Consider the following 16,248-nt stretch of genomic DNA (forward strand, 5'->3'; position numbering starts at 1 on the left):
GCTCTTTAAAAACAAAAGGAGAAGATTATGAAAACAGAACCGATTCATCGTACCAGTATGTGGAAATTTAAGTTAAGTGCTGCTACCATGACTTTGATTCCCGCTGCCGTGGGGATTAACTATGTTGCCAAAGCCTTGGCGGAGGGGTTAAAGTTGCCCGTTTGGCTGGGGTCTTTGGGAACCTTTCTTACCAGCATGTTGGCTGGGCCGGTTGCCGGTGCCATTAGTGGTTTCATCAACAACGTGATCTATGGGCTGACCTTATCGCCAATTTCAACCGTGTATGCGATTACCAGCATCGGAATTGGGATTGCTGTCGGAGTTTTGCACGCCAATGGGTGGTTCTCGTCAGCGCGACGAGTATTTGTTTCTGCTATTATTATTGCCATCGTTTCAGCTGTCATTTCAACGCCACTCAACGTCATCTTTTGGGGTGGTCAGACCGGTATCGCTTGGGGTGACTCATTGTTTGCGGTAATGGTCGCCAATCATGCACCAGTGTGGCTGGCCTCATTTACCGATGAGTTTGTCTTGGATATTTTGGATAAAGTCTGCGTGGCCTACCTGGCATTCTTCATCTATCGTCAGCTGCCGAAGCGGATGGTGCACTTCTTTAGCGATGATAAATGATGACTGATAAAACATTGATTTCTGGAGCGCCACGGGTCAAGCTCAAGTGGTACCAGGTGATCGATCCGATTACTAAGCTCTTGTTCATCTTGGACATGACGTTGTTGAGCTTTGCCAGTATGAATTTATTGCTTCAGGCCGGATTAATTCTTGTCGCAACACTGCTATTGTTATTTTCCAAATTGAGTTCTACCACCTTTAAGGCGCTGGGATTCAGCCTGTTTCTGATTTGCACCATGCTGATCATCCAAGGGTTATTTTACAGTCGGAATCAAACTGTGCTGTTTTCTGTGCTTGGGGTGTCGTTCTACAAAGAGGGCCTGATTTACGCCACCACTCTGGGTTGTCGAGTATTGGTGATTATTTTGACCAGTGGCTTTTTTATGGTGACCACGAGTATTTCAGAAAACGCGGCCTATTTGGAACTGTCCGGATTGTCTTATAAAACCGTCTACGTTCTGATGTCGGTGTGTTATATTTTGCCGGAAATGATGCGCAATATGCGGAAAATCCAGCAGGCACAAAAAGTTCGCGGAACCAATCCGCAAAAAACGTTGATTCAGAAATTAAAGTCAGTCCTGCCGGTTCTAATTCCATTGGTGATTAAGACCTTGGATCAATCGATGACGCGGTCGATTTCTCTCCAACTGAGAGGTTTTGATAATCTCAACCGGACTGTCAGAACCTCCCAGCGCGTGTATCGCCTGTCGCGGACGCTGCACATTGGTCTGACTGGATTGGCAATTTTATTGATTGGGTGGAAGATATGGACGAAGATAAACGGATTGTAATTGAAAATTTGACCACCCGTTATCCGGGTACTGAGCAACCACAACTGCGTCAGATTAACGCGGAGGTTCATACCGGCCAGGTGGTTGGGATTATCGGGAATAGCCACTCCGGCAAATCGACTTTGTGCCGTGTGCTGGCAGGGGTCATTCCCAAAATTGTGTCTGCTGAGATTGAGGGCGATTGGCACATGTTTGGCCAGCGAGTGTCTGACAATTGGCCCGTTTATAATGCCATGAATGGAGTTGTACTGCAAAATCCAGCTGGCCAACTAAGCGGGTTGGCAGACACGGTTGCCGATGAAATCGCCTTTGACTTGATTAATCAGGGAATGGCTGAAGGACTGATTCAAAAACGGGTTGAAGAAGTTGCCACGCAAATGGGGCTGATTGAACAGCTGAATTTGCGTCCCGAGAGCCTTTCCGGTGGTCAGATCCAGCGGTTGGCAATTGCCACGGCGATTGTGGCTAATCCGGCTGTTTTGATTATGGATGATCCGACCAGTGAGATGGATCCCCTTGGCCGCCGGCAATTTTTCCAATGGCTGGCCCAAGTCAAAGAGACGACTGTCTTCATTGTCACCAGTGAAATTGACGATTTGTGCGAAGTCGCTGACGTTGTGTGGGTGCTGCACGAGGGTCAAATGGTAGCCCAGGGCAGGCCGGGTGAGGTGTTTAATCATTTGGCAGCTGACTGGCAGATTCCAGCCCCGACAATCCAGCAACTTGCTCAAAAAATGGATTGGCACTTGGCTGATGGCCGGTATCCGGTGAATTACGCTGATCTGAAGGAGGTTCGTTATGTCCACAATTGAACTGAGCCACCTGACGTTCACTTATCCGGAACGGTCCTTTAGCTTGGATGTTGAAGACAAACACTTCGCCGATCCGATGGTGGCGATTGTCGGCCAAAATGGTGCCGGCAAATCAACGCTCTTCAAATTGTTGACGGGCTTGCTGACACCACAAACCGGTGTGATTAAGATCGATGGAGAAAATTTTAATGATCTTAAACCAGTCGAAAAGTTACTGAAGGTTGGGATTACTTTTCAGAATCCTGACGATCAGCTTTTCAACCCGACCGTTCAACGAGAGGTGGAGTGGAATGTCGCGCAGGTCATGGATGACCACGACACGATTACGAGGCGGGCTTTAGCGGCTCTAAAAAGAGTTGGCTTGGATGATAAAACAGCTGAAAGTCCATATGACCTGTCATTGTCGGAACGCAAGCTGTTGAGCGTTGCCACAGTTTTGGCAGTGGATCCGGCGATTTATTTATTTGATGAGCCGATGATGTCGCTTGATTGGGAAAGCCGGCGCAAGTTGACCGCAATTTTCCATCAGTTGGCTGATTCGGGCCACCAAGTTGTGACCATCACCCATGACATGGATTGGGTCGCCGCCGAGTTTGAGTCGGTGTATGTTATGGAACACGGGAAGTTTGGCTTCGCCGGCAGTCCACGGGAATTGTTCAGCAATCACGAACTTGTCCAGCGAGTGGGATTACTACCACCGCGGATTATGGACATAGCGGAGTCGCTGGGTGATTCACAGACATATTTATCGGTTAATGATTATTGCCAGAAAAATCGAGATGTATAGAAAAAGTCACCTCTGCGGGTTTTCCAGGTTGAAGGATTAACTTCAGCTTCTGGCAAGAACTCACATGGGTGACTTTTGTGTTTAATAACGTTTCATGATCATCGGGTGCTTCCTCAGATCACTCGGTTTGATTTTACTTTGTTTCATGGTCATAATCATATACCATTTCTTTTGGATTTTTTGTTTGACTAATACAAAATAGGTCTTCATAGGTCTTCGCATTTTTAGCGCCCATTAGGATCATCAGTATAATTTTCTGAATTAGGAGACTGTCCCATCACTATTCGAACTTCGTCTCCCAACTTACGCTGTTCCCATTCATCCGTGAATCCTTTAAATCGCAATTCTGGAACTTTCTTTTTAACTGAATCATCTATTTTCGCCATAATCCCCACCATTTTATTGGTTTTTCTTGTTCTTCTATCCTTTTTTGATCTTTGATTTGTTCCTGCAAATTTTCCAACTTCTCTTTAAGAGCGTTCACTTCATCTTTATATTGATTGTCTAAGTGTTTGAATTCTGTTTCCTGTGAGGGCATTTTGAGGGCTTTTAAGTTATCATTTTCCGCCTTGTATTCTTCTAGCAACTTTTTATCTTGCAAGGCTAATCGTTGTTACTAGTCTAACAAATTAGTTAGTTTTTCTATTTGTTGGTCTTTGGTATTTGATTTGCTACTACTTTCTACTTTACCTAAAATTATTTTTTCTGCTTTAGAATTTATTAGATTAGACCCATTGGAACTTTTAAGCTGTAATTCTTTTGGTAACCTTTGGTAGTGATATTGAATATTTTGTTTTGTAACACTCAACTCATCCGCCAGCTCTTTGATCGTTTTTAAGTCTTCACTCATGGTTTAAGTCCTGCCTTTTAACCGTTGGTAGATATTGTTCAATGGCTTTTTTGAGGTAGCGTGCGATATTATGCTTAGAATATTCTTCACGTCTGCTGGCAACATAAGACAAGTGGTCTTTGACACTATTTAGCCCTCTTAATTCTTTCAGTTCGTCATAGAGGGGGTAAACATGGACTTGCAATCCTGCCATGATTTTTGTATCTTGCATTTCAAACGGACTTAGCAACATATTTTCTAGCAATAGCGTGGTGTACTTGCTTTTCATTGCTTCAATAGCTAGCTTATCTTCGGTTTCTGCTTTGCGTGCTTTATCTTCTTGATAGGCGGTATCTTCTAACTTATAGCTGTTATCGTCTGCTCGACGTTTCTTTCATAACCAGATATCCAATGTTAAACCGTCCGCATCAATCGCTCGATAGAGATAATGCTAACGCCCCTTAATTTTGATATAGGTTTCATCCATTTTCCACGAATAGAAGGACTGTTTATTTTTCTTTTTCCAGAGATAATAGAGGATTTTACTGTATTCTTGAACCCACCGATAAATCGTAGTGTGACAAACATTTATTCCACGGTCATAAAGCAATTCCTGAACTTCACGATAGCTCAGATTGTAACGTAGGTAATAACCAACAGCGACAATGATGACGTCTTGTTGGAATTGTTTGCCTTTAAAATGATTCATCTCTCAAGCCTTACTAACCTTTTTTCTGCTCTTTGAGAAGCTGAAGGTCGTGCTAGTAACTACCTATTTGGTTTGATTAACTCCATCATTTATCTGGTGCTTGCCCTTCAAAAAGGCTTCTATGGTGAGGTGTTGACGACACTCTACTTTACGATCATGCAACCGATTGGACTTCTAGTGTGGATTTACCAGGCACAGTTTAAGAAGGAAAAGCAGGAGTTTGTCGCACGTAAACTGGACGGCAAGGGTTGGACAAAGTATCTTTCTATTAGTGTTCTTTGGTGGTTGGTATTTGGGTTCATTTATCAGTCTATCGGAGCCAATCGTCCTTATCGTGATTCTATCACCGATGCAACCAATGGGGTTGGGCAAATTCTCATGACAGCTGTTTACCGTGAACAATGGATATTCTGGGCAGCTACCAATGTCTTTTCTATCTATCTCTGGTGGGGAGAAAGCCTGCAAATTCAAGGGAAATACCTGATTTACCTGATCAATAGTCTAGTTGGGTGGTATCAGTGGAGCAAGGCAGCAAAAAGCGCTTAAAAAAGTAAAAAAGGATCAGATGATCCTTTTTTTGTGTTAGAGCAAAATGAATAATACCGTAATGACAATAGCACTCGTTATACGAATAATGTGGTGCGATATATGTTGACTTTCTTGCTGTTGCCCATTCCAGTAGGCTCCATAGCAGACAATACTCGCACCCACAATCCATAAGATGACCGTTGCAAGTGGGACGAAGTAAAAGATGGCTAGAGCCAGAGAAGTGAGGCAACTGCCGACCAAGATGCACTTGTTTCCCAGACTGTAGTCCTTTTGTTTCATGGCTGAAAAAGCAGCAGCAAGGTGAAGGAGTGAGAAGGCGAGAGCTAGTACGATTGTTAGTATTCCTAGAATCATCGAAGTTAACATAGTTGGTTCCTTTCTGAGTTACAGGCTTAGTTATCAAGTGGAGTTGTAGAGGTCATCTCCACTACATCAAGATAAAATCTCACCACTTGGTCTTCGGTATAAGATTTTCCTTTTTTTAGCCACCAAGTTAGAGTCTCGATAAAGTTCGTCACAACAAAATGTTGGAGGTAGGAGGCCGGAATGTTTGGATAGGCCTCTTGCAAGTCATCCGCCACCATGGGATAGACGTGGTGTTCGAGTTCCTTGTGTAGTTGGCGGAGGAAGTAGTCGTTTTTGGAAAAAAGGAGACTGGTGACACGGTCCTGGTTTTTCTGAAAATGTAAAAAGATATGTGCGAGGTAGTCCTCGGTAGTAAAGTGTCCTTCCCTTTCAAAGAGATGATGAAAGAGGTAGCGACAGAGCTCATCTAAAAGGAGTTCCTTGCTTTCATAGTGACAATAAAAAGTAGAACGTCCAACATCTGCTAGGTCAATGATATCCTGAACGGTAGTGGCATCATAGCCTTTGTCGTTCAAAAGTTGTAAAAAAGCTTGATAGATGGCTTTTTTAGTTTTACTGACTCGACGGTCTCTTTTTGGCATGTAGACACTTGAGACAAACTGTTCAGAACTGAACATGGCTGACAGTTTGCTTCTATCCTTTCTTTGGATTTTATTAGATAATACAAATGAAAGAAGTATGTATATACCCATTATACCAAAGGAGGGAGAGAAATGAGTTCTAAAACATCTATCTGGTTAGCTTTTTTCTTAAATTTAAGCTATGCTATAGTAGAGTTTATCGCAGGAGGAATCTTTGGTTCAAGTGCAGTTCTTGCTGATTCAGTTCATGACTTGGGAGATGCTATGGCTATTGGCCTATCTGCCCTTTTAGAAACGATCTCCAATCGTGAAGAAGATAGGCAGTATACCTTGGGTTACAAGCGTTTCAGCCTTTTAGGGGCTATGCTAACTGCTGTGATTCTTATGATAGGGTCTGTCCTAGTGATATTGGAAAATATCACAAAGATCGTTCACCCACAACCTGTCAATGAGGAAGGCGTCCTCTGGCTAGGAATCATTGCCGTCAGTATTAATGTGCTAGCTAGTCTAGTAGTCCGTAAAGGAAAGACAAAGAACGAGTCTATTCTTAGCTTGCATTTTTTGGAAGACACTCTTGGTTGGTTGGCTGTCATTCTAATGGCGATTATCCTTCGGTATACAGATTGGTATATTCTTGATCCGCTCTTATCGCTTGTCATTTCCATCTTCATTCTAACAAAAGCCATTCCTCGCTTTTGGAGCGCACTCAAGATTTTCTTGGATGCTGTGCCAGAAGGAGTAGATATCAAACAAGTGAAGAAAGACTTGGAGCAATTAGACCATGTGGCCAGTGTTAATCAGCTCAATCTCTGGACTATGGATGGTTTGGAAAAAAATGCCATTGTTCATGTTTGCCTAGAAGAGATTGAACATATAGAGTATTGTAAAGAATCCATTCGTAATTTACTTAAAGATTATGGCTTTCAAAATGTTACCATTGAAGTTGATGCAAACCTGGCAAGTCACCAAACCCATAAGCGAAAAATTGAGGAGTTGGAAGTAGGTCAAAGTCATGGACATTATCATGCATAAGAAGTCGATTTTCTATTTGTTGATTATTTTTGATGAATTGTAAATGTAACATATTTACTCCATTATGAAATTGTGATAGACTACATATATCACTGAAAGGAGATAGGCGATGTTACAGCTACAACACATTTCAAAAGTCTATCATACGGGCGATCAAGAGTTCCACGCGCTAAAGGATATCTCGATTCGCTTCCGTGAGAATGAGTTTGTCTCCATTCTCGGGCAATCGGGTTCTGGGAAAACCACCCTATTAAATATCATCGGGGGACTCGATCAATACACATCTGGTGATTTACTCATCCAAGGAAAATCAACAAAGCAATTTAAAGACCGCGATTGGGATAGCTACAGAAACCACACCATCGGTTTCGTCTTTCAGTCTTATAATCTCATCGGGCACCAAACTGCACTCTCTAACGTAGAAATTGCAATGACTCTTTCGGGCGTTTCAAAAGCAGAACGTAAGAAACGTGCTATCGAAGTGCTCGAACGCGTAGGCCTAAAAGACCATTTATATAAGAAACCAAGTCAAATGTCTGGGGGACAAATGCAACGAATCGCGATTGCGCGTGCTCTTGTTAATAATCCAAAAGTTGTTTTAGCCGACGAACCGACAGGAGCGCTTGATTCTGAGACTTCTGTTCAAATCATGGATTTATTAAAAGACATCGCTAAGGAACGTTTGGTTATCATGGTGACGCATAACCCAAAGCTGGCGCAGAAGTACTCCACACGTATCGTACAAGTATTAGATGGAAACATCTTGAGCGACTCAAATCCATGCGAACCAACAGAGGAGACAAAGCAAGTCGACATCCAGTTCACGAAGACGAAGATGAGCTTTATAACCGCCCTTGTACTTTCCTTTAATAACCTATTGACGAAGAAAGGTCGTACCTTACTAACAGCTTTTGCGGGTTCTATCGGGATTATCGGGATTGCTCTTATCTTAGCCCTTTCCAATGGTGTGAGTGACTACGTTAAAAAGGTGCAGGAAGATACCCTCGTCTCTCTTCCACTGACGATTAGCGAGCAGAACCAGAGTAACTTGTTGGCGACCTCTCCAGATTTGAGCGAGAAGCCTTACAAGGATAATCATGAGCTCGGTATCAATACGGTTTTAACTAATTTATTGAAAAAACAAATCGGAAAGAACGACTTAGCTTCCTTTAAGACTTACTTGGAGGAACACGCTTCGAAGGTCGAATCTCTCACAAAAGACATTCGTTACCGATACAATTTACAACCGTTTATCTATGCAAGTGATACTTCCAACGGACCCAAAAGTATTCTGCCTTCAACCTTAGCTGATGAAGTAGAAACAGCGAATCAAACGATGAAGGGATACTTACAAAACCTCAACTACTGGAGTGAACTTTCTAGTGATTCTTCAATGCTAGAAAGCAAGTACGACGTGTTGGAAGGACGCTTCCCACAAGATAAGTCCGAGATCGTCCTTATCGTAGATGAAAACAATCAAATTAGCGACTTGTTGCTCTATAGTTTGCGTATCAAAGATCCCAGTGAATTGAACGATACGAAGAAGCTCGACGAACTCTCTTCTCAAACGTATCAATATAGTGATTTTATCGGAAAAACTTTCAAAGCAGTTGTTAATACAAACCGTTTTGTGAAAGAAAATAACTTATGGGTCAATAAGATTGATAATGCTTCTTATATGAAAACTCAAATCGAGAATGGGATCGAACTTAAAATTGTGGGTGTCCTTCGCCAAAAAGACGGCACAAGTTCAGGAGTGAATGCTCCTTCAGGAGGAATCGCCTACACAAGCACCCTCATTGATTACACTTCCGAATACATTCAAAATAGTGATATCGTTAAGGAACAGGAATCCAATCAAAATCTAAATGTATTTACGGGTAAAGAATTTGCCAAAGATCCTAAACCATTCAGTTCGGAGAATTTAACCGAAGAAGAAAAAATTCAGTTGGCCAAAATGACGCCTGAAGAACAAGCGCAGTATGTCCAACAATATAACGACAATTCGGCTTCAACTTACGAGGAAAACCTCGCAAAAATGGGCGTCATCAACAAATCCAAACCAGCTGCCATTGAGCTCTACACCTCTTCGTTCCAACAAAAACAAGACTTAAAAGAGTTCATAAACGCCTATAACACAGCGAAAAAAGAAGCTGGAGAAGACGATAAGGTACTCGCTTATTCAGATGATATCCAAACTATCATGTCTTCAATTACGACATTGGTTGGCGTAGTGACAACAGTACTCGTTGGCTTTGTGGCCATCTCACTCATTGTATCTTCTATAATGATTTCGATTATCACGTACATTTCAGTTCTCGAACGTACAAAAGAAATCGGAATCCTACGTGCAATGGGGGCTTCGAAGAAAGATATTCGTCGTATCTTCACTGCTGAAACAGCCATTGAAGGATTGATCTCTGGGGTGCTCGGTATCGCGATTACCTTTCTTGCGACATTCCCAATCAATGCGATTGTTGCGAAAATGACAAATGTGGGAAATGTAGCGCAATTACCAATAGAAGTAGCTCTAATCCTTATCGGTATTTCGATTGTCCTTACCATGTTAGCCGGTCTAATCCCTTCACGCATCGCTGCTAAGAAAGACCCAGTCGAATCGCTTCGTAGCGAATAACAATTAAATCCCAAAAAGGTGGATAAAGGAATATTTCTTTATTCACTTTTTCTATTCATTCCTTGTACTTTCTCTCAGAGTCAGTCTGGTTCCCAGCATGGTTAGGCTAGGAATTTTCCGACCATGGAGAACTTCCTTGTTAAGAATATCCATACCTGCTCGGCCCATCTCCTCAGTATAGACTGTGATGCTAGATAGGGGAGGATAGACCTGCTTGGTCAGGCTAGTGTCGTTAAAAGAAATGAGGCTGACGCGGTCTGGTAGGCTGATTCCAGCTTCTTGGAGGGCACGAAGGGCACCGATAGTTAAACTATCGCTGGCTGCGAAAAATGCTGGAGGGAGCTGATCCTCCAACTTGTGAATAGCCTCCTTCATCAAGTCATAGCCTGACTGGGCAGTAAAGCTACCTTGAAAGACCAGTTTGTCATTGTAGATACCTTTTGATAGAGAATAGTTTTTAAAATGTTCGAGACGTTTATCCTCAATGATTTCTTCTTGGTCGGTTGTTTCTTCAAGTCCGGTAAGAATCCCGATACGATCCAGCCCTTGGCTGAGGAAGTGATCTACAACTTGTTTCACAGCAGTGTAAAAGTCAGTGATAATACAGGTATGACCTAGTGAGAGGGTGTCGCTGTCTAGAAAGACCAGGGGCTTTTGGTATTCTTCAAAGGCAGAAATCTGTGATCGGCTGAACTTTCCGATGCAGAGAATGCCAATCACTTCCTCGCTCAGTGTAAAAGGATGGTCATTAAAATAGCGCAAGATATCATAGTCCAACTCTTGGGCTCTTTTTTCAATACCGAGACGAATCTGGTAGTAGTAGAGGTCGTCTAGCTCCCCCTGCTCGCTGACCCATTGGATAATGGCAATCTTTTGCTTGGGTTTGTGGGATTCGCCTGTCTTGAGGTGCTTGGTATAGCCCAGCTCTTCAGCAACGGTTAAAATACGATGTCTGGTCTCTTCTGTGACAGATAGACTCTGGTCGCGATTGAGGACACGAGATACGGTCGCGATAGAGACAGAGGCTAGCTGTGCAATGTCTTTTAATGTAGCCATAAATCCTCCTCCTTTTAGGTTAGTATATCATGTTTTTCTTCTTTTTACCGGTTATTTAGTAAAACTTTAGTAAAAAGGATTGACCTTGGCAAAAGCCTTGGATACAATAGAAGAAAACGATTACACGTTAAGGTGACTTAACGGACAGTCAAAGGAGAATTCATATGACACAACATCTTACTGCTGAAGCCCTTCGCAAAGACTTTCTTGCCGTTTTTGGTCAAGAAGCAGACCAAACTTTCTTTTCACCAGGTCGTATCAATCTGATTGGTGAACACACAGACTACAACGGTGGGCACGTTTTTCCGGCGGCTATTTCCTTGGGAACTTATGGGGCGGCTCGCAAGCGTGACGACCAAGTTTTGCGTTTCTACTCAGCCAACTTTGAGGACAATGGTATCATCGAAGTGCCTCTTGCTGACCTCAAATTTGAAAAAGAGCACAGCTGGACCAACTATCCAAAAGGGGTTCTTTATTTCTTGCAAGAAGCTGAACATGTGATTGACAAAGGGTTTGATTTTTATGTTTATGGGAATATCCCAAATGGTGCAGGCTTGTCTTCATCAGCATCTTTGGAACTTTTGACAGGGGTTGTGGCAGAGCATCTCTTTGGTTTAAAACTGGACCGTTTGGATTTGGTTAAAATCGGAAAACAAACAGAAAACAACTTTATCGGAGTCAACTCTGGTATCATGGACCAGTTTGCCATCGGTATGGGAGCTGACCAACGTGCTATTTACCTAGATACCAACACCTTGGAGTACGACTTGGTGCCACTTGATTTGAAGGACAATGTTGTTGTTATCATGAACACCAATAAACGTCGTGAACTAGCAGACTCTAAGTACAATGAACGCCGTGCTGAGTGTGAAAAAGCAGTGGAAGAATTGCAAGCTGCCTTAGATATTCAGACCTTGGGTGAATTGGACGAGTGGGCCTTTGACCAATACAGCTATCTGATTAAAGACGAAAATCGTTTGAAACGTGCACGCCATGCTGTGCTTGAAAACCAACGTACCCTTAAAGCTCAAGCAGCTCTTCAAGCAGGTGATTTGGAAACATTTGGTCGCTTGATGAATGCTTCTCACGTCTCTCTAGAACATGACTATGAAGTAACTGGCTTGGAATTGGATACTCTTGTTCACACAGCTTGGAATCAAGAAGGTGTTCTTGGTGCTCGTATGACAGGGGCAGGTTTTGGTGGCTGTGCCATTGCCTTGGTGCAAAAAGACGCTGTTGAGACCTTTAAGGAAGCTGTTGGCAAGCACTACGAGGAAGTCGTTGGATACGCTCCAAGCTTCTATATCGCTGAAGTTGCAGGTGGCACTCGCGTCCTTGACTAGTTAAAAGGAGGCTCTATCGTGACCTTAGTAGATAAATTTGTAACACACGTTATTGCTGAAAGTTCATTTGAGGAAATGGATCGAATCTACCTGACCAATCGTGTCTTGGCACGAGTGGGAGAAGGTGTTTTGGAAGTTGAGACGGATCTGGATAAAGTGATTGACCTCAAGGACCAGCTGGTCGAGGAAGCGGTTCGTTTAGAGACGATTGAAGATAGTCAGACTGCGCGTGAAATCCTCGGTGCTGAACTGATGGACTTTGTGACTCCTTGTCCAAGTCAGGTCAATCGTGACTTTTGGACAACCTACGCCCACTCTCCTGAACAGGCAATAGCAGATTTCTACCAACTTAGCCAGAAAAATGACTACATCAAACTCAAGGCCATTGCTAAAAATATTGCTTATCGTGTTCCATCTGACTATGGAGAACTTGAGATTACCATCAACCTCTCTAAGCCTGAAAAGGATCCAAAGGAGATTGCGGCGGCCAAGTTGGTGCAAGCTAGCAATTATCCCCAGTGTCAGCTTTGTATAGAGAACGAGGGCTACCATGGTCGGGTTAATCATCCAGCTCGCAGCAATCACCGCATTATCCGTTTCGAAATGGCGGGTCAGGAGTGGGGCTTCCAGTATTCACCCTATGCTTATTTTAATGAGCACTGTATCTTCTTAGACGGCCAGCATCGTCCCATGGCCATTAGTCGTCAGAGCTTTGAGCGTCTGCTGGCGATCGTAGAGCAATTTCCAGGCTATTTTGCAGGTTCGAATGCCGACCTGCCGATTGTGGGGGGGTCTATCCTGACCCATGACCACTATCAGGGAGGTCGTCACGTATTTCCTATGGAATTGGCTCCTTTGCAAAAGACTTTCCGATTTGCTGGTTTTGAGCAGGTCAAGGCTGGGATTGTCAAGTGGCCTATGTCAGTGCTTCGTTTGACCTCGGATTCTAAAGAGGATTTGATCAACTTGGCTGATAAGATTTTGCAGGAATGGCGACAGTATTCAGACCCTGAAGTGCAGATTTTAGCAGAGACAGACGGGACACCGCATCACACCATTACACCCATTGCTCGTAAACGCGATGGACAGTTTGAGTTGGACTTGGTCTTGCGAGACAATCAGACATCGCCAGAGCATCCTGATGGCATCTATCATCCCCACAAGGATGTTCAACATATCAAGAAGGAAAATATCGGCTTGATTGAGGTCATGGGCTTGGCTATCTTGCCACCTCGTTTGAAAGCAGAAGTGGAGCAAGTCGCCAGCTATCTTGTAGGAGATGGTGAAGCAGTTGCAGACTATCATCAGGAATGGGCAGACCAGCTCAAAGCCCAACATCCAGATCTAGCAGATAAAGAAAAAGCCCTTGAAATCGTCAAGGACTCTGTGGGTGCTATCTTTGCGCGTGTTTTGGAGGACGCAGGGGTTTACAAGCAGACAGAACAAGGACAAGCAGCCTTTATGCGCTTTGTAGAACAGGTCGGAATTTTGCCAGACTAGGAGCTTTCTCCTTGCACAGTCCTATAAAAAGTAGTATCATAGTGTCGTTTGAAATATCAGGAGGAAACGATGAAAGATTTGCATTTTGACGCTATATCTGCCTTTGAAAATTACGAAATAGAAAAAATGAGAGATGGTCATGTTGTGGTGACGACAAAAGTAGTGGACTCGTCGCTCAACTACTATGGCAATGCCCATGGTGGCTATCTCTTTACCCTTTGTGACCAGATTAGTGGTCTGGTGGTTATCTCGTTGGGGCTTGATGGAGTGACGCTCCAATCCTCTATCAACTACCTCAAGGCAGGAAAACTCGACGATGTGCTGACCATTAAAGGAGAATGTGTCCATCATGGACGCACAACCTGTGTGGTAGATGTTGATATCACCAATCAAGAAGGCAGAAATGTCTGCAAAGCCACCTTTACCATGTTTGTCACAGGACAAAGGTCAGAAGAAAGACAGGTAAGGATATAAGAAACAAAAAAGAGGCTCACACCTCTTTTTCTTATTTCTTCTTCCTGTTTAATACTGCATTGAGGACAATGGCCAGTATGCTGGCTACGACGATTCCGTTTGAGAAGAACATTTGGAAAGCTGTCGGCATGCTGACGAAGAGATTACTGTTGTTTAGACCTACACCAGCAGCGATGGAAACAGCTGCGATAAGGAAGTTGTGTTCATTGTTAGCAAAGTCAACACGGGCGAGGATTTGCATCCCTTGAAGGGAAACAAAACCAAACATCACCAGCATGGCCCCTCCAAGGACAGGGCTTGGAATGATTTGGGCGAGGGCGCCAAACTTAGGAAGGAGTCCAAGGAGAACTAGGAAACCAGCTGCGTAGTAGATTGGTAGGCGAGTCTTGATACCTGACAATTTAACCAAACCAACGTTTTGTGAAAATCCTGTGTAAGGGAAGGTGTTAAAGATTCCTCCGAGAAGGACAGCTAAACCTTCTGCGCGGTAACCGTTGCGCAGGCGCATGCTGTCGATTGGGTCATTGGTAATATCAGACAAGGCCAGGTAAACACCAGTGGATTCAACCATAGACACCGTTGCGATGATACACATCATGACAATAGAGGAGATTTCAAAGGTTGGCACCCCAAAGTAGAGGGGAGTTGGGACATGGACAAGCGGTGCTGCTGCAACAGGGGAGAAATCAACCAAGCCCATGGTAGCAGCAATGGCAGTTCCAACAACCAGACCAATCAAAATGGAGATAGACTTGATAAATCCTTTGGCAAAGATGTTGATCAAGAGGATGATTAGAACAGTGATGGCTGCAAGCAAAAGACTTTGCCCAGTTGGTTCTGGGACGTTATTTCCCATATTTCCAATAGCGACAGGAATCAGGGTCAATCCAATCGTGGTAATGACAGAGCCTGTTACGATAGATGGGAAGAGATTGGCAACTTTTGAGAAAATGCCTGAAATCAGAACTACATAAATCCCAGAAACGATAAGGGCACCAAACATAGCTCCGCTACCGTGACTTTGTCCAATCATAATTAAAGGAGCGACGGATTGGAAGGCAACTCCGAGAACGACTGGTAGTCCAATCCCAAAGTATTTGTTGAGTTGGAGTTGAAGGAAGGTGGCCACCCCACACATGAAGATATCTGTGGAGATTAGGTAGGTCAACTGCTCAGCCGAATAGCCAAGAGCTGTCGCAATCATGATGGGAACCAGGATAGAACCTGAGTACATGGCTAGTAAGTGCTGCAAGCCAAGAACGGCTGCTTGCGAGTGTTTTTCTTGTTTTTGCATTAGAGATCTGCCTCCTTAAATACGACCTGACCATTTTCAAAACGATCCAAACGGGCCAGTGATAGGACGGGATATCCTGCTTTTTCAAGCAAATCACGACCATCTTGGAAGGATTTTTCAATCACAATACCAATCGCTTCAACTTTTGCTCCGGCCTGTTCGATGATTTGAATCAAGCCTTTGGCAGCTTGTCCATTGGCTAGGAAATCATCGATAATCAAGACCTTGTCCTCTGGTGAGAGGAATTTTCCAGCGATGGAAACCGTGCTCGTCACCTGCTTGGTAAAGGAGTAAACCTCAGCAGTTAAGATGCCTTCGTTCATGGTGATGTTTTTAGCTTTTTTGGCGAAAATCATGGGAATGTTTAGGGCTTCAGCTGTAAAAACGGCTGGGGCAATACCTGACGCTTCAATAGTCACGACCTTGGTAATGCCAGCAGAAGAAAATTTTTCCGCAAATACCTTACCGATCTCTCGCATCAAGCTAAAATCAACTTGGTGGGTTAAAAAGGAATCCACCTTAAGGATGTTGTCACCCAAGATATGCCCATCCTGAAGGATGCGCTCTTCTAATAATTTCATAAGACCTCCTAAAGTCTAAAAGATGCTTCATTTACTTGTTTAGAGTTTCTAGCAAGAAATAGAAAAAGAACCTACTTAATCCCCTAAGTAAATCCCCAAAATAGGCATGGTCAAAACCATACCTTCAGCTGACATACTCATTGTTAGGTGTTCCGGCACCTTGTAGAAACGTCGTGCCAATTCACGACATAAACAAGTAAAATGATACTATTATCAAACGCAATAGCGTTAATGTTATTATTTTACACTAAATAGCTTTAGAAATCAAATATTTTGTTA

The 16,248-nt window shown here is 43.4% G+C and carries 17 protein-coding genes, 3 pseudogenes and 1 riboswitch; of the genes and pseudogenes, 10 read left to right on the top strand and 10 right to left on the bottom strand.

Annotated features, from left to right (window positions below; genetic code table 11):
* The first annotated feature begins 27 nt into the window (after positions 1–27).
* Genes MK405_RS00115 through MK405_RS00130 form a run of 4 tightly spaced genes read left to right on the top strand, consistent with a single transcriptional unit; the run spans position 28 to position 3,020 of the window.
* Complete coding sequence (locus tag MK405_RS00115; RefSeq protein WP_000846130.1) at positions 28–630, top strand: hypothetical protein; 603 nt, start codon at positions 28–30, stop codon at positions 628–630.
* Positions 630–1,421 (top strand): energy-coupling factor transporter transmembrane component T, encoded by a 792-nt coding sequence (locus tag MK405_RS00120; RefSeq protein WP_000130448.1) that lies wholly within the window; start codon positions 630–632, stop codon positions 1,419–1,421. The genes MK405_RS00115 and MK405_RS00120 overlap by 1 nt, the downstream gene beginning before the upstream one ends.
* The gene (locus tag MK405_RS00125) at positions 1,397–2,233 is read left to right on the top strand and encodes an ABC transporter ATP-binding protein (protein WP_000343048.1); all 837 of its coding nucleotides are present in this window, start codon (positions 1,397–1,399) and stop codon (positions 2,231–2,233) included. Before MK405_RS00120 ends, MK405_RS00125 begins: the two co-directional genes overlap by 25 nt.
* Positions 2,220–3,020 carry an energy-coupling factor ABC transporter ATP-binding protein gene (locus MK405_RS00130; RefSeq protein WP_000103848.1) on the top strand — a complete coding sequence of 267 codons (801 nt, stop codon included), beginning with the start codon at positions 2,220–2,222 and terminating at the stop codon, positions 3,018–3,020. The genes MK405_RS00125 and MK405_RS00130 overlap by 14 nt, the downstream gene beginning before the upstream one ends.
* 224 nt (positions 3,021–3,244) lie before the next feature.
* Here the strand turns inward: MK405_RS00130 and MK405_RS00135 are convergent, their stop codons facing one another.
* The 5 genes and pseudogenes from MK405_RS00135 to MK405_RS00155 all read right to left on the bottom strand — a co-directional run.
* On the bottom strand, positions 3,245–3,406 hold the full coding sequence (locus MK405_RS00135; protein ID WP_001062367.1) for a hypothetical protein: 162 nt from the start codon (positions 3,404–3,406) through the stop codon (positions 3,245–3,247).
* Positions 3,394–3,621 (bottom strand): hypothetical protein, encoded by a 228-nt coding sequence (locus MK405_RS00140; RefSeq protein ID WP_001152920.1) that lies wholly within the window; start codon positions 3,619–3,621, stop codon positions 3,394–3,396. Before MK405_RS00140 ends, MK405_RS00135 begins: the two co-directional genes overlap by 13 nt.
* A gap of 15 nt (positions 3,622–3,636) precedes the next feature.
* Complete coding sequence (locus MK405_RS00145; protein WP_049478415.1) at positions 3,637–3,870, bottom strand: plasmid replication protein; 234 nt, start codon at positions 3,868–3,870, stop codon at positions 3,637–3,639.
* Positions 3,863–4,243 (bottom strand): annotated as a pseudogene (locus MK405_RS00150) (DNA replication protein); the annotation flags it as partial. The pseudogene MK405_RS00150 and the gene MK405_RS00145, both read right to left, overlap by 8 nt.
* Before the next feature lie 60 nt (positions 4,244–4,303).
* Positions 4,304–4,558: pseudogene (locus MK405_RS00155) on the bottom strand (IS6 family transposase); the annotation flags it as partial.
* Between the two features lie 39 nt (positions 4,559–4,597).
* On the opposite strand from MK405_RS00155, the pseudogene pnuC reads away from it, so the two are divergent.
* Positions 4,598–5,104 (top strand): annotated as a pseudogene (gene pnuC, locus MK405_RS00160) (nicotinamide riboside transporter PnuC); the annotation flags it as partial.
* 36 nt (positions 5,105–5,140) lie between these two features.
* Here pnuC and MK405_RS00165 read toward each other — a convergent pair.
* Together MK405_RS00165 and MK405_RS00170 are read right to left on the bottom strand one after the other, a co-directional pair.
* Positions 5,141–5,473, bottom strand: coding sequence for a glucuronide permease (locus MK405_RS00165; RefSeq protein WP_268703973.1), 333 nt, complete (start codon positions 5,471–5,473; stop codon positions 5,141–5,143).
* Between the two features lie 26 nt (positions 5,474–5,499).
* Entirely contained in the window at positions 5,500–6,054 is a 555-nt protein-coding gene (locus MK405_RS00170) for a TetR/AcrR family transcriptional regulator (RefSeq protein ID WP_268704662.1), read from the bottom strand.
* Positions 6,055–6,186: 132 nt separating this feature from the next.
* Between MK405_RS00170 and MK405_RS00175 the strand changes: the two genes are divergently transcribed.
* Complete coding sequence (locus MK405_RS00175) at positions 6,187–7,086, top strand: cation diffusion facilitator family transporter (protein ID WP_268703974.1); 900 nt, start codon at positions 6,187–6,189, stop codon at positions 7,084–7,086.
* A gap of 109 nt (positions 7,087–7,195) precedes the next feature.
* Entirely contained in the window at positions 7,196–9,721 is a 2,526-nt protein-coding gene (locus MK405_RS00180) for an ABC transporter ATP-binding protein/permease (RefSeq protein WP_268703975.1), read from the top strand.
* A gap of 51 nt (positions 9,722–9,772) precedes the next feature.
* On the opposite strand, the gene galR is transcribed toward MK405_RS00180, so the two are convergent.
* Entirely contained in the window at positions 9,773–10,777 is a 1,005-nt protein-coding gene (gene galR, locus MK405_RS00185; protein WP_268703976.1) for a DNA-binding transcriptional regulator GalR, read from the bottom strand.
* Between the two features lie 164 nt (positions 10,778–10,941).
* Between galR and MK405_RS00190 the strand changes: the two genes are divergently transcribed.
* The 3 genes from MK405_RS00190 to MK405_RS00200 all read left to right on the top strand — a co-directional run bounded on the left by MK405_RS00190 (position 10,942) and on the right by MK405_RS00200 (position 14,094).
* Positions 10,942–12,120, top strand: a complete 1,179-nt coding sequence (locus MK405_RS00190) for a galactokinase (protein WP_084873455.1) — start codon at positions 10,942–10,944, stop codon at positions 12,118–12,120.
* 18 nt (positions 12,121–12,138) lie between these two features.
* Positions 12,139–13,620: a UDP-glucose--hexose-1-phosphate uridylyltransferase gene (locus MK405_RS00195; RefSeq protein WP_268703977.1), complete on the top strand. Its 1,482-nt coding sequence runs from the start codon at positions 12,139–12,141 to the stop codon at positions 13,618–13,620.
* 69 nt (positions 13,621–13,689) lie between these two features.
* Complete coding sequence (locus tag MK405_RS00200) at positions 13,690–14,094, top strand: PaaI family thioesterase (protein ID WP_000653836.1); 405 nt, start codon at positions 13,690–13,692, stop codon at positions 14,092–14,094.
* A 31-nt stretch (positions 14,095–14,125) separates the two neighbouring features.
* Here MK405_RS00200 and MK405_RS00205 read toward each other — a convergent pair whose 3' ends face one another.
* Positions 14,126–15,388, bottom strand: coding sequence for a nucleobase:cation symporter-2 family protein (locus MK405_RS00205; protein ID WP_061588687.1), 1,263 nt, complete (start codon positions 15,386–15,388; stop codon positions 14,126–14,128).
* Positions 15,388–15,969 (bottom strand): xanthine phosphoribosyltransferase, encoded by a 582-nt coding sequence (locus tag MK405_RS00210; RefSeq protein ID WP_000770430.1) that lies wholly within the window; start codon positions 15,967–15,969, stop codon positions 15,388–15,390. The genes MK405_RS00205 and MK405_RS00210 overlap by 1 nt, the downstream gene beginning before the upstream one ends.
* Positions 15,970–16,089: 120 nt before the next feature.
* Positions 16,090–16,185: riboswitch (purine riboswitch) on the bottom strand.
* Positions 16,186–16,248 lie beyond the last annotated feature (63 nt).

Origin of the sequence: Streptococcus oralis, assembly GCF_026782345.1 — a bacterium.
Taxonomy (GTDB): Bacteria; Bacillota; Bacilli; order Lactobacillales; family Streptococcaceae; genus Streptococcus; species Streptococcus oralis_CK.

Excerpts from the sequence above, each read along its gene's own strand:
- MK405_RS00115 (WP_000846130.1), top strand. The coding sequence starts at position 28 with ATGAAAACAGAACCGATTCATCGTACCAGTATGTGGAAATTTAAGTTA.
- MK405_RS00120 (WP_000130448.1), top strand. The coding sequence starts at position 630 with ATGACTGATAAAACATTGATTTCTGGAGCGCCACGGGTCAAGCTCAAG.
- MK405_RS00125 (WP_000343048.1), top strand. The coding sequence starts at position 1,397 with ATGGACGAAGATAAACGGATTGTAATTGAAAATTTGACCACCCGTTAT.
- MK405_RS00130 (WP_000103848.1), top strand. The coding sequence starts at position 2,220 with ATGTCCACAATTGAACTGAGCCACCTGACGTTCACTTATCCGGAACGG.
- MK405_RS00135 (WP_001062367.1), bottom strand. The coding sequence starts at position 3,406 with ATGGCGAAAATAGATGATTCAGTTAAAAAGAAAGTTCCAGAATTGCGA.
- MK405_RS00145 (WP_049478415.1), bottom strand. The coding sequence starts at position 3,870 with ATGAGTGAAGACTTAAAAACGATCAAAGAGCTGGCGGATGAGTTGAGT.
- MK405_RS00165 (WP_268703973.1), bottom strand. The coding sequence starts at position 5,473 with ATGTTAACTTCGATGATTCTAGGAATACTAACAATCGTACTAGCTCTC.
- MK405_RS00170 (WP_268704662.1), bottom strand. The coding sequence starts at position 6,054 with ATGCCAAAAAGAGACCGTCGAGTCAGTAAAACTAAAAAAGCCATCTAT.
- MK405_RS00175 (WP_268703974.1), top strand. The coding sequence starts at position 6,187 with ATGAGTTCTAAAACATCTATCTGGTTAGCTTTTTTCTTAAATTTAAGC.
- MK405_RS00180 (WP_268703975.1), top strand. The coding sequence starts at position 7,196 with ATGTTACAGCTACAACACATTTCAAAAGTCTATCATACGGGCGATCAA.
- galR (WP_268703976.1), bottom strand. The coding sequence starts at position 10,777 with ATGGCTACATTAAAAGACATTGCACAGCTAGCCTCTGTCTCTATCGCG.
- MK405_RS00190 (WP_084873455.1), top strand. The coding sequence starts at position 10,942 with ATGACACAACATCTTACTGCTGAAGCCCTTCGCAAAGACTTTCTTGCC.
- MK405_RS00200 (WP_000653836.1), top strand. The coding sequence starts at position 13,690 with ATGAAAGATTTGCATTTTGACGCTATATCTGCCTTTGAAAATTACGAA.
- MK405_RS00205 (WP_061588687.1), bottom strand. The coding sequence starts at position 15,388 with ATGCAAAAACAAGAAAAACACTCGCAAGCAGCCGTTCTTGGCTTGCAG.
- MK405_RS00210 (WP_000770430.1), bottom strand. The coding sequence starts at position 15,969 with ATGAAATTATTAGAAGAGCGCATCCTTCAGGATGGGCATATCTTGGGT.